The organism is Pseudomonas sp. NPDC088885 (genome assembly GCF_044750025.1).
Classification (GTDB): Bacteria; Pseudomonadota; Gammaproteobacteria; order Pseudomonadales; family Pseudomonadaceae; genus Aquipseudomonas; species Aquipseudomonas rustica.
On record NZ_JBIVJB010000034.1, the window covers coordinates 1 to 13,521 of the forward strand.

The 13,521-nt window shown below is 59.0% G+C and carries 15 protein-coding genes and 1 pseudogene; 12 read left to right on the top strand and 4 right to left on the bottom strand.

Annotation, left to right across the window (positions count from 1 at the left end; translation table 11 throughout):
- From ACIP1X_RS15505 to ACIP1X_RS15545, 9 genes and pseudogenes are all read left to right on the top strand, one after another.
- A pseudogene (locus ACIP1X_RS15505) lies at positions 1 to 135 on the top strand (electron transfer flavoprotein subunit alpha); the annotation flags it as partial.
- An 80-nt stretch (positions 136 to 215) separates the two neighbouring features.
- Positions 216 to 1,037 carry a substrate-binding periplasmic protein gene (locus tag ACIP1X_RS15510; protein ID WP_400753327.1) on the top strand — a complete coding sequence of 274 codons (822 nt, stop codon included), beginning with the start codon at positions 216 to 218 and terminating at the stop codon, positions 1,035 to 1,037.
- A gap of 9 nt (positions 1,038 to 1,046) precedes the next feature.
- Positions 1,047 to 1,403, top strand: a complete 357-nt coding sequence (locus tag ACIP1X_RS15515) for a DUF4398 domain-containing protein (protein ID WP_172680141.1) — start codon at positions 1,047 to 1,049, stop codon at positions 1,401 to 1,403.
- Positions 1,400 to 2,212, top strand: a complete 813-nt coding sequence (locus tag ACIP1X_RS15520; protein WP_122592114.1) for an OmpA family protein — start codon at positions 1,400 to 1,402, stop codon at positions 2,210 to 2,212. Before ACIP1X_RS15515 ends, ACIP1X_RS15520 begins: the two co-directional genes overlap by 4 nt.
- A gap of 291 nt (positions 2,213 to 2,503) precedes the next feature.
- Positions 2,504 to 3,943: a PLP-dependent aminotransferase family protein gene (locus tag ACIP1X_RS15525; protein ID WP_053122520.1), complete on the top strand. Its 1,440-nt coding sequence runs from the start codon at positions 2,504 to 2,506 to the stop codon at positions 3,941 to 3,943.
- A 79-nt stretch (positions 3,944 to 4,022) separates the two neighbouring features.
- Positions 4,023 to 4,490 carry a translation initiation factor 2 gene (locus tag ACIP1X_RS15530; protein ID WP_400753330.1) on the top strand — a complete coding sequence of 156 codons (468 nt, stop codon included), beginning with the start codon at positions 4,023 to 4,025 and terminating at the stop codon, positions 4,488 to 4,490.
- Between the two features lie 166 nt (positions 4,491 to 4,656).
- Positions 4,657 to 4,911 (top strand): YkgJ family cysteine cluster protein, encoded by a 255-nt coding sequence (locus ACIP1X_RS15535; protein ID WP_053122516.1) that lies wholly within the window; start codon positions 4,657 to 4,659, stop codon positions 4,909 to 4,911.
- Between the two features lie 41 nt (positions 4,912 to 4,952).
- Entirely contained in the window at positions 4,953 to 5,558 is a 606-nt protein-coding gene (locus ACIP1X_RS15540; RefSeq protein WP_053122514.1) for an START domain-containing protein, read from the top strand.
- A 313-nt stretch (positions 5,559 to 5,871) separates the two neighbouring features.
- A complete protein-coding gene (locus ACIP1X_RS15545; protein WP_053122512.1) occupies positions 5,872 to 7,965 on the top strand; it encodes an LTA synthase family protein in 2,094 nt (697 codons plus the stop codon).
- A 73-nt stretch (positions 7,966 to 8,038) separates the two neighbouring features.
- Here ACIP1X_RS15545 and ACIP1X_RS15550 read toward each other — a convergent pair whose 3' ends face one another.
- Positions 8,039 to 8,197, bottom strand: a complete 159-nt coding sequence (locus ACIP1X_RS15550) for a DUF3309 family protein (RefSeq protein WP_169432680.1) — start codon at positions 8,195 to 8,197, stop codon at positions 8,039 to 8,041.
- A 311-nt stretch (positions 8,198 to 8,508) separates the two neighbouring features.
- On the opposite strand from ACIP1X_RS15550, the gene ACIP1X_RS15555 reads away from it, so the two are divergent.
- The 3 genes from ACIP1X_RS15555 (at position 8,509) to csrA (ending at position 10,045) form a co-directional block, all read left to right on the top strand.
- The gene (locus ACIP1X_RS15555) at positions 8,509 to 9,324 is read left to right on the top strand and encodes an SDR family oxidoreductase (RefSeq protein WP_053122510.1); all 816 of its coding nucleotides are present in this window, start codon (positions 8,509 to 8,511) and stop codon (positions 9,322 to 9,324) included.
- Positions 9,325 to 9,387: 63 nt separating this feature from the next.
- Complete coding sequence (locus ACIP1X_RS15560; RefSeq protein WP_053122508.1) at positions 9,388 to 9,720, top strand: YnfA family protein; 333 nt, start codon at positions 9,388 to 9,390, stop codon at positions 9,718 to 9,720.
- Positions 9,721 to 9,859: 139 nt separating this feature from the next.
- Positions 9,860 to 10,045, top strand: a complete 186-nt coding sequence (csrA, locus tag ACIP1X_RS15565; RefSeq protein WP_400753333.1) for a carbon storage regulator CsrA — start codon at positions 9,860 to 9,862, stop codon at positions 10,043 to 10,045.
- Between the two features lie 5 nt (positions 10,046 to 10,050).
- On the opposite strand, the gene ACIP1X_RS15570 is transcribed toward csrA, so the two are convergent.
- The 3 genes from ACIP1X_RS15570 to ngg all read right to left on the bottom strand — a co-directional run bounded on the left by ACIP1X_RS15570 (position 10,051) and on the right by ngg (position 13,518).
- Entirely contained in the window at positions 10,051 to 10,278 is a 228-nt protein-coding gene (locus tag ACIP1X_RS15570; protein ID WP_003192759.1) for a YheU family protein, read from the bottom strand.
- Positions 10,279 to 10,442: 164 nt separating this feature from the next.
- On the bottom strand, positions 10,443 to 11,633 hold the full coding sequence (locus ACIP1X_RS15575; protein ID WP_212543763.1) for an osmoprotectant NAGGN system M42 family peptidase: 1,191 nt from the start codon (positions 11,631 to 11,633) through the stop codon (positions 10,443 to 10,445).
- Between the two features lie 139 nt (positions 11,634 to 11,772).
- The gene (gene ngg, locus ACIP1X_RS15580) at positions 11,773 to 13,518 is read right to left on the bottom strand and encodes an N-acetylglutaminylglutamine synthetase (protein ID WP_400753336.1); all 1,746 of its coding nucleotides are present in this window, start codon (positions 13,516 to 13,518) and stop codon (positions 11,773 to 11,775) included.
- Positions 13,519 to 13,521: the final 3 nt, after the last annotated feature.

Consider the following 13,521-nt stretch of genomic DNA (forward strand, 5'->3'; position numbering starts at 1 on the left):
CTGGCCGGCATGAAGGACTCCAAAGTGATCGTTGCGATCAACAAGGACGAAGAAGCGCCGATCTTCCAGGTGGCCGATTACGGTCTCGTGGCGGATCTGTTCGAAGCAGTACCTGAGCTGGAGAAGCTGGTTTAAACCGGCGGCTTCACTTATAAAGAGCCCGACCTGTTGGTCGGGCTTTTTTTTGTCTTGGATTTGAGTGGGAGCGTTTCGCCATGGATCTGCGCTGCGGATGGTTGTTGGGTTTGGCCCTGTTGCCCGGTTTGGCGATGGCCGCTGGCAAGTGCGAGCGCCTTGTCGTCACCGGCAGCCCGGATGCGCCGCCGTACCTGTGGCAGGATCCGCAAAATCCCAAGCAACTGATCGGCGCCAGTGCCGACCTGCTTCAACAAGTGGCCAAGGATCTCGGCCTCAAAGTCGAGTTGCTCTACGCCGGTAAACGCTCGCAAGCCCTCGACGAAGTGCGCAGCGGGCGCATGGACATGCTCGCCGACGCGCCGCTGATCTTCAACGAGCTGGAAAGCCTCGACTACATCTACCCGCCGCTGCTGGAAAACGACTACCTGGTGTGGACGCGCAAAGGCTCGACACTGGTCTACAGCGAAGCCAAAGACCTGCACGGTCACGCAGGCGCGTTGTCGGAAAAGTCTCGAATGACGCAAGGATTCGGTACTTTCGCCGAGCAGAATCTGACCCTGACCAAGACAGCCAACCTCACCCAGGCCCTGCAGAAATTGCTCCTCGGTGAAGTGGAATATGTACTCGCCGGCCGCTACTCGGGCATGGCCGCCGCGCAGGCATTGGGCATGGCCAATGATCTGTTGGCGTTCGAGCAACCCATCGACCGCCCGGGCCTGTTCCTCGCGGTTTCCCACAACTCGGCCTGCAACGATCCGTGGTTGCGCGGACAGCTAGCCAAAAAGATGACAGAATTGCCCGCGTCCGGACTGACGGAAGCTGTGCTGCAACGCAATATCGAGCGCTGGAAGGCGCAGCAGCAACAGCCGCAACAACCTGTCAGTGCCCCAAAACAGTAGGGATTCTTAGTGAGTATTCGACCTCTTTTCGCGGCGATGGCCGTTCTGGCTCTGGCCGGTTGCGCCAGCGATCCGGCACCCAACGAACAAATGCGCCTCACCGAGCAGGCCATCACCCAGGCCAAGGCTGTCGGTGCCACCGCTGATGATGTGCCGGAAATGAAACTGGCCGAAACCAAATACGATCGAGCCAAGGGCAACATGGCCGACGAGTCCTACCGCAATGCGCGGATGCGTGCCGAACAGGCCGAACTGGATGCGCGTCTGGCCGAAGCCAAAGTGCTGACGCAAAAAAGTGAAGAACAGGTGAATGTGCTTAACACCCGTATCGTCCGTCTGCGCAAGCAACTGGGGGATGCCCAATGAGCCTAAAGTCGAAAGTCCTTGGCGGTCTGATTCTCGCCGGTTGCGCCAGCCTTTTCGGTTGCGCCGGCCAACACAGCGAATCCGCGCTGCAAGAAGCGGGCGCTGACTTCCAGAAAGTCAAAGAAGACTCGAACGTGCTGCGCATCGCGCCGAAAGACGTGATCCGCGCCGGGGAATCCCTGGCCCGCGCCGATCGCCTGTCGACCTATTGGGGCAGCGGTTCGGACGTGGTGCATTACGCCTACCTGAGCCAGCGCTACAGCGAAATCGCCCGCGAGCACACCAATCAGGTGCTCAACGAAGAACGCATCGCCAAGCTCGAACTCGAACGTCAGCGCCTGCAACTGGCCCTGCGCGAATCGAAACTGCTCAGCGTGCAGCAGCAAGGCAAATGGCTCGAAGAGCAGATCGTTGCACTGGCCACCACGCAGACCGACCGTGGTCTGGTAATGACCCTCGGCGACGTGCTGTTCGACACTGGCGAAGCGGAGCTGAAAAACTCGGCCAACCGTGTCGTGCTGAAAATCGTCCAGTTCCTGCAACTGAACCCGAAACGCGTAGTGCGCATCGAGGGTTACACCGACAGCACTGGCGGCAAGCAGGAAAACCTCAAGCTGTCCCGCGACCGCGCGCAAGCGGTGGCCGACGTGCTGATGGATCTTGGTATCGAGGACAAACGCATTCAGGTCGAAGGCTACGGCGACGAATACCCGGTGGACGTCAACGCTTCCGAGCGTGGGCGCGCGCAGAACCGTCGCGTGGAAATTGTCTTCTCCGACGAAAAAGGCCAGCTCGGCGCCGCCCGCTAAGCAACGCAAAACCCTGTAGGAGCTGCCGAAGGCTGCGATCTTTTGACTTTTCTTTTTGAAGATCAAAAGATCGCAGCCTTCGGCAGCTCCTACACAGCTCCTACAAAGCCCGGCCTGTCATGCAGCGCCGGGCTTTTTTACGTCTGTCGATTGGCTCGCAAATCGGTACAGTCGGGGGCAGACACTGCACTGTATGGTCGAGTATTGTGGCAACTGTCCCAGTACACTTCTAAACTGTTCCGGTATTGTTTCACACAAGAATAAAATGCCCGTGAAATCGAGTGCTGCGTCATGACCAATCTCTTGCTCTACCAACGTATTGCTCAGCAACTGGCCGAAGACATCCGCCGTGGTGTCTATCAACCGGGGGAGCGCGTGCCTTCGGTGCGCAAGATGAGTTCGCAGCTCAACGTCAGCCATGCCACGGTGTTGCAGGCGTACGCCAATCTCGAAGATCAGGGGCTGATTCGCGCCCGTCCGCAGTCCGGCTATTACGTACACCAGACCCCCGCACTGACCGCGCCAACGCCGGACATTGCACGGGTTGAGCGTCCCGGTCTGGTGACGCGCAGCAGCATCATTCAACAGGTACTGGTCGAGTCGCGCCGCGAAGGTGTGTTCCCGTTGGGTGCCGCCGTGCCGAGCGTCGATTATTTGCCGGTGCGCGCACTGCATCAGCAACTGGCCAAAGTCACCCGATTCCATAGCCCGCGCGCGTTCAGTTACATGTTCAGCCCCGGTTTCGAACCGTTGCGCCGGCAAGTGGCGATTCGTATGCGCGACGCCGGTGTCGTCGTCGATCCGTCAGAAGTGGTGATCACCCACGGTTGTGTCGATGCCTTGCAGATGTCGCTGCGCGTGCTGACCCGCCCGGGTGATCTGATCGCCGCTGAGTCGCCGACTTATTACGGCTTGCTGCAACTGGCTGATCTGCTTGGCTTGAAAGTCATCGAAATCCCAAGCGATCCGGCCACCGGCATGAGCCTGGAGGCCCTGCAACTGGCGGCCAACCAATGGTCGATCAAAGCGCTGGTGCTGACCACGCGCCTGAGCAATCCGTTGGGCGGCACCATGCCCGAAGAGCGCCAGAAACAGTTGCTGCGACTGGCCTCGGATTTCGATATCCAGATCGTCGAAGACGACATCTATGGCGAGTTGATGTTCGAGCAGGGCAAGACCAAAGCGCTCAAGGCTTATGATCGACTGGATCGGGTCATTTACTGTTCGAGTTTTTCCAAGACCTTGTCGCCCGGCGTGCGCATCGGCTGGATGATTCCCGGTAAATATCAGCAGGAAATCCAGCGTCTGCAGACTTTCAGCACCCATTCAGCCTGCAGCGTCACGCAGATGGCGATTGCTGCGTATCTGGAAAACGGTGGCTATGACCGGCATTTGCGCTACATCCGTCAGGAGTACCGCAAGAATCTCAGCGCTTTCCAGTTGGCGGTGCAGCAGTATTTCCCCGAAGGCACGCAAATGACCCGGCCTACGGGCGGTTTCATTCTCTGGGTGAGTCTGCCGGGGAGGGTGAATACGCAGGATTTGCACGTGCGCGCCTTGCAGCAGGGCATCAGTATCGCGCCGGGGCTGATCTTCAGTAATACCGAGCAGTTCAACCACTGTATCCGCCTGAATTGCGGCATTCCGTGGAACCGCGAGGCGGAGCGGGCGTTGATGACTCTGGGCTTGCTGGCAACGCAACTGTGTCAGGAAACGGCGGGCGGTTTCTGAACGAACGGCGCGTCATGCTTGTCATGTGACGTGCAACAGGCCAGCATATGGCCCTCTGCCGTTAATGTCGTTGGAGTTCATGAAAGCGATTTTTCCTGCCGCCTGGGTTGTGCTTTGCCTGCTGATGATCGGCCATGTGCCCGATGTCATGGCGTCTGGCCCGGAAAAACCGGCGGCGGCCACGCCGGCGAAAAAAGCGCCGGCAGTGAAGAAGGCCGCACCTGCGAAACCAGCCCAGCAGAAAATCGTGAAGAAACGCCCACCGGTGGCCTCCAAATCGAAGTCCGCCCGTGAAGTGGCGAAAACCCCGCTGCCGTCGACCAAACTCGATCTGAGCCTGCCCAAAGACATGGTTCAAGAGTTGAAGCCTAAGGGCACTGTCGAGATGCCGAAGCGCGAGCCGATCCTGCCGCAAATGTTCGGCGAGAAAAACAGCGGGTTCCAGCTTAATGGCCGTCTGCTCAGCAATGAAATGCAGTTGCAGCTGCGCAACGAAGAGCGTCGGGAAGTGGAAGGCGCGGCGCTCGATTTCGAATTCAAGCAATAAACAGCACGTCGCTGTGACCCGCAGACCAGACGCTTTGTCGGAGACTGGTCAGTCACATTCAGTAATCGCTAAAAACCCCGGTTCAGGCAATTTAAAACAGCCGTTTTAGCGGTTACTCTGTTCCGCGTCCCTTTTACACATCGCCCGTCGCGAGGATTTGTCCGTCATGAAATGCCGTGAAGGCTGTGGCGCTTGCTGCATTGCCCCTTCCATCAGTTCGCCGATTCCCGGCATGCCTGATGGCAAACCTGCCGGCGAACGTTGCGTGCAACTCTCGGTCGAAAACCTGTGCAATATTTTCGGCCGCCCCGAGCGCCCGGCAGTCTGTTCCGGCTTCTCTGCCGACATTGAAGTCTGCGGCAGCAGCTCGGAAGAAGCGATCAGGCTGATCGGCTGGTGGGAACAAATGACGGCGGCGTGATGTGTCAAACGAACGGAACTTCAACAATAAGGAATAAGACTATGGGTTCGCTGCATCGTATCGCTGTGTTGTGTGGTTTGACCGCTGTGCTGGCCACCTCGGTTGCCCAGGCGGAAGACTGGAAAGTCGCCAAGAACGAAGACGGCATCAAAGTCTCCCTGAGCGAAGTGCCGGGTTCGGACTACAAGTCCTATCAGGGCGTCGCGCTGATGAAGACCACCGTCGCCAAACTGCGCGCACTGCAGGAAGACGTTTCCGGCGCCTGCGCCTGGATTCACGAGTGCAAGACCCAGAAATTGCTCAAGCACGAAGGCGATCAGAGCTGGACTTACACCCAGTTCAACACGCCTTGGCCAGTCACCCCGCGTGACTCGGTACTTAAGGTCACCACCGTTGAAGGCGCCGACGGCAGCCTGACCCGCAACCTGGAAGGCCTGCCGAAGTACATTCCGGAAGAAAAGGGCTTCGTTCGTGTTGAACAGGTCAAAGGCTTCTGGAAGTTCGTACCGAAAGGTGATCAGGTTGAAGTGACCTATCAGGTTCACACTGAGCCAGGCGGCAGCGTGCCGGCGATGGTTGCCAACAAGTTCGTGGTCGACGCACCGTTCAACACTCTCAAAGCTCTGAAAGAACGCGCCGAGAAGTAATCAGCCCGCTCTACACAAAACGCCCCGACCGATTCGGGGCGTTTTGTTTTGTAGCTATATTGTGTTTCCAGATATGCGTTGCACGAAATTTTCACAAAGTGTTCCAGACAATTCGCCCGCGCTGTTTGCACGTTGCCGCTGTCTGCTGCCGCTTGAAATGAAACTGTCAGGCGGCGGGGCAGTAATCAATGGCAATGGTGCGAACGATCGTGCAACATTTGCGCACCGCGCACGCCCCGGGGCCTGGAATGGCCAATAGAGGGCAGGGCGCCGCTGTATTTTTGCAACTTCAACTAATGGGTCCTAAAACGACATGGCAAACCCGGACGCCCTGAATCAGCAGCGATCTTCTGCTCGCCTGCTGCAACCGACCGTCAAATCGCATCTGGCCTACACGCTGCTTTGTGCGCTGGTCATGATGGTGATGTTTTCCGTGCTGCGCCTCGCGCTGCTGGTCTACAACCGCGAGATGATCCTCGACACCCCGGCCTCGACCTTCCTCGAGGCTTTCGCCAACGGCCTGCGTTTCGACCTGCGCCTGGTGGTTTACCTGTGCATTCCGCTGGTACTGGCGCTGTTCAGCGCACGGGCCATGGCAGCACGCGGTTTTTTCCGTCTGTGGCTGACCATCGCTTCGAGCATCGCGCTGTTCCTCGGCCTGATGGAGATGGACTTCTACCGTGAGTTCCACCAGCGCCTTAACGGTCTGGTGTTCCAGTACGTGAAAGAAGACCCGAAAACCGTGATGAGCATGCTCTGGTACGGTTTCCCGGTGGTGCGTTATCTGCTGGCGTGGGTCGTCGGCACGGTGATTCTGACCCTGGCGTTCAAAGGCGCTGATCGTGCAACGCGTCCGCGCGGGCCGTTCAGCGGCGGTACCGTCAGCAGCCGTCAGGTGGCGCCGTGGTACACCCGCGCTGCGGTATTCGTGGTGTGCCTGTTGATCTGCGTGGTTGCCGCGCGTGGCACCCTGCGTCAGGGCCCGCCAATGCGTTGGGGTGATGTCTACACCACCGATTCCAACTTCGCCAACCAGCTCGGCCTCAACGGTACGCTGTCGCTGATCGCCGCTGCGAAAGACCGCATGGGCGAAGACCGCGACAACATCTGGAAAGCCACACTGCCGCAAGAAGAAGCGCAGAAAGTGGTGCGCGAGATGCTGGTGATGCCGGACGACAAACTGGTCGATGCCGACATCGCTGCCGTGCGCCGTGACTACACGCCGCCGGCCGACAAGACCCTGCCGATCAAGAACGTCGTGGTGATCCTGATGGAAAGCATGGCCGGTCACTCGGTCGGTGCATTGGGCGCGCCGGGCAACATCACGCCCTACCTCGACAAACTGTCGAAGGAAGGCCTGCTGTTCGACCGTTTCTTCTCCAACGGCACGCACACCCACCAGGGTATGTTCGCCACCATGGCCTGCTTCCCGAACCTGCCGGGTTTCGAATACCTGATGCAGACCCCGGAAGGCAGCCACAAACTGTCCGGCCTGCCGCAATTGCTGAGCCACCGTGACTACGACGACGTGTATGTCTACAACGGTGACTTCGCCTGGGACAACCAGTCGGGTTTCTTTAGCAACCAGGGCATGACCAACTTCGTTGGCCGTAACGATTTCGTCGATCCGGTGTTCTCCGATCCAACGTGGGGCGTGTCCGACCAGGACATGTTCGATCGCGGTCTGGTCGAGTTGAAGGCACGTGAAAACGGCAAGCCGTTCTATGCGTTGCTGCAAACCCTGTCCAACCACACGCCATACGCCTTGCCGTCGCCATTGCCGGTCGAGCGCGTCACCGATCGTGGCAGCCTCAACGAACACTTGACCGCCATGCGTTACTCCGACTGGGCGTTGGGTCAGTTCTTCGAGAAGGCGCGCAAAGAGCCGTACTTCAAGGAAACCCTGTTCGTCATCGTCGGTGACCACGGTTTCGGCAATGAGCGTCAGATCACTGAAATGGATCTGGGCCGCTTCAACGTGCCGATGCTGATGATCGCGCCGGGCATCCAGGAGAAGTTCGGTACTCGTGACCACACCGTGGGCACGCAGATCGACATCGTGCCGACCATCATGGGTCGCCTCGGTGGCGAAGTGCGTCACCAGTGCTGGGGCCGTGACCTGCTCAACCTGCCGGAAGGCGACACCGGTTTCGGTGTGATCAAACCGTCGGGCAGCGAGCAGACCACTGCCATCGTCACCGCAGACCAGATTCTGGTACTGCCGAAAGACAAGGACATGTCGGCGAAGGTCTATCAGTACCAACTGGGCGCCACCCCAAGTGCCGAGGTTATTCCGGATGCACCACGCGCTGCCGAGTTGAAACACAAACTCGAAGCGTTCCTGCAAACGGCGACCAAGAGCCTGATGGACAACACCGCCGGTGTGATTAACGGCAAGCCGGACTAAGCGCTGTAAAGTAAAAGTCCGCGCAATAAAAAAGAGGCCCTGAAAAGGGCCTCTTTTTTTGCCGGCTAGAGGGTTATATCCGACCCAGTAGCAACAGCACCAACAGCACGACCAGCACCACACCGATGATGCCCGACGGACCATAACCCCAACTTCTGGAGTGCGGGAAGACCGGCAGACCACCGATCAGCAACAGGATCAGGATAATGATAAGAATTGTGCCCATGTCGATTTCCTTGTTGAGAGAGTTCGAGAAGTCTTGGTGTTCAAGGGGCGACTGGAGACTAAGTAATTCCAGACGGCTTACAAAATCCGACTGGTGCGAATGAAAAAAAATTCAATGTTTTTTTAATGTATTTAGATTTCAGGCTTATTTCCTTTAAGGCCAAAGATCAAAAGATCGCAGCCTTCGGCAGCTCCTACAGGAATTCGTGTACGGCGCGATCTTTTGATCCTCCATTCAGCAACTTGATGGAGCGTGGGCGCACACACAACCTTCGCTACACTCCGCGCATCTTCCCCAGAACAACAAGGCTGTGTGCTATGCAAAATCGCATGATGATCACTGGCGCGGGCTCAGGCCTGGGTCGCGAAATCGCGCTGCGCTGGGCGCGTGAAGGCTGGCAACTGGCCTTGTCCGACGTCAGCGAACCCGGCCTGCAGGAAACCCTGAAAATGGTGCGCGAGGCGGGCGGCGACGGCTTTATCCAGCGCTGCGATGTGCGTGATTACAGCCAACTCACAGCCTTCGCACAGGCTTGCGAAGAAAAACTTGGCGGCATCGACATCATCGTTAATAACGCCGGCGTCGCGTCGGGCGGTTTCTTCAGCGAACTGTCGCTGGAAGACTGGGACTGGCAGATCGCGATCAACCTGATGGGTGTGGTCAAGGGTTGCAAAGCGTTCCTGCCGCTGCTCGAACAAAGCAAAGGCAAGATCATCAACATCGCCTCGATGGCCGCGCTGATGCAGGGCCCGGCAATGAGCAACTACAACGTCGCCAAGGCTGGTGTCGTGGCGCTCTCGGAAAGTCTGTTGATCGAACTGGCGCAACAGGAAGTCGGCGTGCATGTGGTCTGTCCTTCGTTCTTTCAGACCAACTTGCTTGATTCTTTCCGTGGCCCGACCCCGGCAATGAAGGCGGCGGTCGGCAAGTTGCTGGAGAGTTCGCCGATTACCGCCGCGGACATCGCCGATTACATTTACCAGCAAGTCGCTGCCGGCGAGTTCATGATCCTGCCTCACGAACAAGGGCGCATGGCGTGGGCGATCAAGCAGAAAAACCCGCAACTGCTCTACAACGAAATGACCTCGATGGCGGAGAAAATGCGCGCCAAGGCCAAACAGAACAACGGCTGACCTTGCCCGCAGCGGATTGCGTCGTTAGGGTGGCCGCAATGGTCACCCTGTCGAGACGCGTCAATGCTCAATTACTTGTGGTTCTTCCTCGCGGCGCTGTTTGAAATTGCCGGTTGTTACGCTTTCTTCATGTGGCTGCGTCAGGGCAAAAGTGCGTTGTGGGTGATCCCGGCGTTGCTCAGCCTGACCCTGTTCGCGTTGTTGTTGACCCGTGTTGAAGCCAACTATGCCGGTCGCGCCTACGCCGCTTATGGCGGGATCTACATCGTCGCGTCGATTGGCTGGCTGATGGTGGTCGAGCGAGTTCGCCCGTTGGGTTCAGACTGGATCGGCGTGGCGCTGTGCGTGATCGGCGCCAGCGTGATTCTGTTCGGGCCGCGCTTCTCCGCTGCCTGAATTGTTCGATTTGTGGGAAGTGTCCGACAGCTGAGGGCTTGCGAGCCTGTAAGGCAAAACTGATTTGCCGGCCACACATTGTGGCGCGCCGGCAAGCCGCGCATCTTCAGGGTTTGCCACCCCCTGAAGGACGAACCTCATGCTTGTACTCAGCCGTGTAGTTGGTGAGTTGATTTCCATCGGTGACGACATTTCCGTGCGTGTCCTGTCCGTCAACGGTTCCAGCGTGCGCTTTGGCGTCGAAGCGCCGAAGAAGGTCAATGTGCACCGCGCCGAAGTCTATGACCGAATCCAGCGCAAGCAGGCCCGCGAAGGGGCCCGCTGAGAATTTCAGTCGAATAGATGCTTGGGCACGTCGTGCTTGAGCATCAACTGGCACTGCTCGCTTTCCGGGTCGAAGACGATCAACGCCTGGCCTTTGGTCAGCGCCTGACGCACGCGCAGCACGCGGGTTTCCAGCGGCGTGTCATCGCCGTTGTCGGTGCCGTCGCGGGTGACGAAATCTTCGATGAGGCGGGTGAGGGTGTCGACTTCAAGAGCGTCGTAAGGGATGAGCATGGGCACCTCGGCTGAATCAATGTCGGGATGCTACGGCGAATGCCGGTTGGCTGCCAGTTTTGTGTAGTCAGTACCGGCCTCATCGCGAGCAAGCTCAGCTCCTACAGGAAACGCGGTCAACTGTAGGAGCCGAGCTTGCTCGCGAAGGCGGCCTAATGGTCACATTAATTGTCGGAGCGCTGCCCTACCAGACTATCCACCGGCGGCACCCGCGTTTCGCTCTCCATCTGCGTGTCATGTTCAATCTGATGACTGAAGCGATCCAGCGAAGCATTCGCCGGCGCCGCATCACTGGCAAACACCGGTGGGCTCAAAATGTACGCGCCCAACAATCGGCTCAGCGCGGCCAGACTGTCGATGTGGGTACGCTCATAACCATGGGTCGCATCGCAACCAAACGCCAGCAGGGCGGTACGAATATCGTGCCCGGCGGTCACTGCCGAATGCGCATCGCTGAAGTAATAGCGGAACAAATCGCGCCTTACCGGTAACTCGTTTTCACTGGCCAGCCGCAACAAGTGTCGCGACAGATGATAGTCATACGGCCCGCCGGAATCCTGCATCGCCACACTCACCGCGTGTTCGCTGGAATGCTGTCCCGGCGCGACCGGCGCAATGTCGATGCCGACAAATTCACTGACGTCCCACGGCAATGCCGCCGCCGCGCCACTGCCGGTTTCTTCGGTGATGGTGAACAGCGGGTGGCAATCGATCATCAGTTCCTGACCGCTGTCGACGATGGCTTTCAGCGACGCCAGAAGCGCAGCAACGCCAGCCTTGTCATCGAGGTGACGGGCGCTGATGTGGCCGCTTTCGGTGAACTCCGGCAGCGGATCAAACGCCACCACATCGCCGACGCTGATGCCCAGCGAATCGCAATCGGCCTTGGTCGCGCAGTAGGCGTCCAGACGCAGTTCGACGTGATCCCAACTGATCGGCATTTCATCCACGGCGGTGTTGAACGCATGCCCGGACGCCATCAACGGCAACACACTGCCGCGAATCACACCGTTGTCGGTGAACAGGCTGACACGGCTGCCCTCGGCGAAACGGCTCGACCAGCAACCGACGGGGGCGAGGGTCAGACGACCGTTGTCCTTCACCGCGCGCACGGCGGCGCCGATGGTGTCGAGGTGCGCGGAGACTGCGCGGTCAGGGCTGTTTTTCTTGCCCTTGAGCGTGGCGCGAATGGTGCCGCGCCGGGTCATTTCGAACGGGATGCCGAGTTCTTCGAGACGCTCGGCGACGTAACGCACGATGGTGTCGGTGAACCCGGTCGGGCTGGGAATGGCGAGCATTTCCAGGAGGACTTTTTGCAGGTAGTTGAGATCCGGTTCGGGGATTTGTGGGGTCATGGAAACTCCTGATGGGTTGAGCACTGATCGTTCCCACGCTCTGCGTGGGAATGCAGCCCGGGACGCTCTGCGTCCCAAATGGACGCGGAGCGTCCGGTGAGGCGTTCCCACGCAGAGCGTGGGAACGATCAGGAAGGGGTTAAATGGCCGGCTGACTGTGCGGAAACAACAAATCAACAAACCGCTCAGCCGTCGGCTGCGGTTCATGATTGGCCAACCCGGCGCGCTCGTTGGCCTCGATAAACACGTACTCCGGCTGATCCGCCGCCGGCACCATCAAATCGAGGCCAACCATGGGAATGTCCAGCGCCCGCGCCGCACGCACCGCCGCGTCGACCAGTGTCGGATGCAGAATCGCCGTGACGTCTTCCAGCGTGCCACCGGTGTGCAGATTCGCGGTACGGCGCACAAACAAATGCTCACCCGCCGGCAGAATGCTGCTGTAGTCATACCCGGCCGCATGCAAGGTGCGCTGGGTTTCGTGATCCAGTGGAATCTTGCTCTCGCCACTGGTGGCCGCCTGGCGACGCCGACTCTGCGCCTCGATCAACGCACCGATCGAATGCTGACCATCGCCGACCACTTCCGCCGGTTTGCGAATCGCTGCCGCGACCACTTCAAAACCGATCACCAGAATTCGCAGATCAAGGCCTTCGTGGAAACTCTCCAACAGCACTCGGCTATCAAACTGTTTCGCCGCTTCGATGGCCTGCTGCAGCTCTTCGATATTCTGCAAATCCACCGCAACGCCCTGGCCCTGTTCACCGTCGAGCGGCTTGACCACCACCCGTTGATGCTCATCGAGAAAGGCCAGATTGTCGTCGGCATTGCCCGCCAGTTGCTGCGAGGGCAGGTTCAGACCGGCCGCTTTCAGTACTTTGTGCGTCAGGCTTTTGTCCTGACACAGGCTCATGCTGATCGCGCTGGTCAGGTCGCTCAGCGATTCACGGCAACGCACGCGACGGCCGCCATGGCTGAGCGTAAACAACCCGGCGTCGGCGTCGTCGACCTGCACGTCAATGCCGCGCCGATGTGCTTCTTCAACGATGATCCGCGCATACGGATTGAACTGTGCTTCCGGCCCAGGGCCAAGAAACAGCGGCTGATTGATGCCGTTTTTGCGCTTGATCGCGAAGGTCGACAGGTTGCGAAAACCGAGCTTGGCGTAGAGGTTTTTCGCCTGACGGTTGTCGTGCAACACCGACAGATCGAGATAGCTCAACCCGCGACTCATAAAATGCTCGACCAGATGACGCACCAGCACTTCGCCGACACCCGGCCGCGAGCACTGCGGATCAACCGCCAGGCACCACAGGCTGCTGCCGTTTTCCGGGTCGTTGAACGCCTTGTGATGATTCAGGCCCATGACGCTGCCGATCACCGCGCCGCTGTCCTCATCCTCGGCCAGCCAATACACCGGGCCGCCCTGATGATGCGGGGTCAGCAGCGTGGCATCGATCGGCAACATGCCGCGCGCCTGATACAACAGATTGATCGCCTGCCAATCCGCCTCGTTCTGCGCGCGGCGAATGCGGAAGCCGCGAAACACGCGAGTAGCCTGACGATAATCACTGAACCACAAACGCAAGGTGTCGGAAGGATCGAGAAACAGCTGCGTCGGTTCCAGCCCGAGAATCTGCTGCGGCGCGGCCACGTACAACGCGATATCGCGTTCGCCGGGTTGCTCGTTGAGCAGTTCCTGCGCCAGTGACGCCGGGTCAGGAAAGGTGTGGCCGATCAGCAACCGGCCCCAACCGCAATGTACTGCGATCGGGTCGGCGGCGAGGGTGCTGCCATCTTCGGCCAACCGTGCCTGCAAGCGTTCATAGGACGGAGTCTGACCGCGAATCAGGCGCTGATTGATGGCCGTGGCATGGGGTTTCATCGA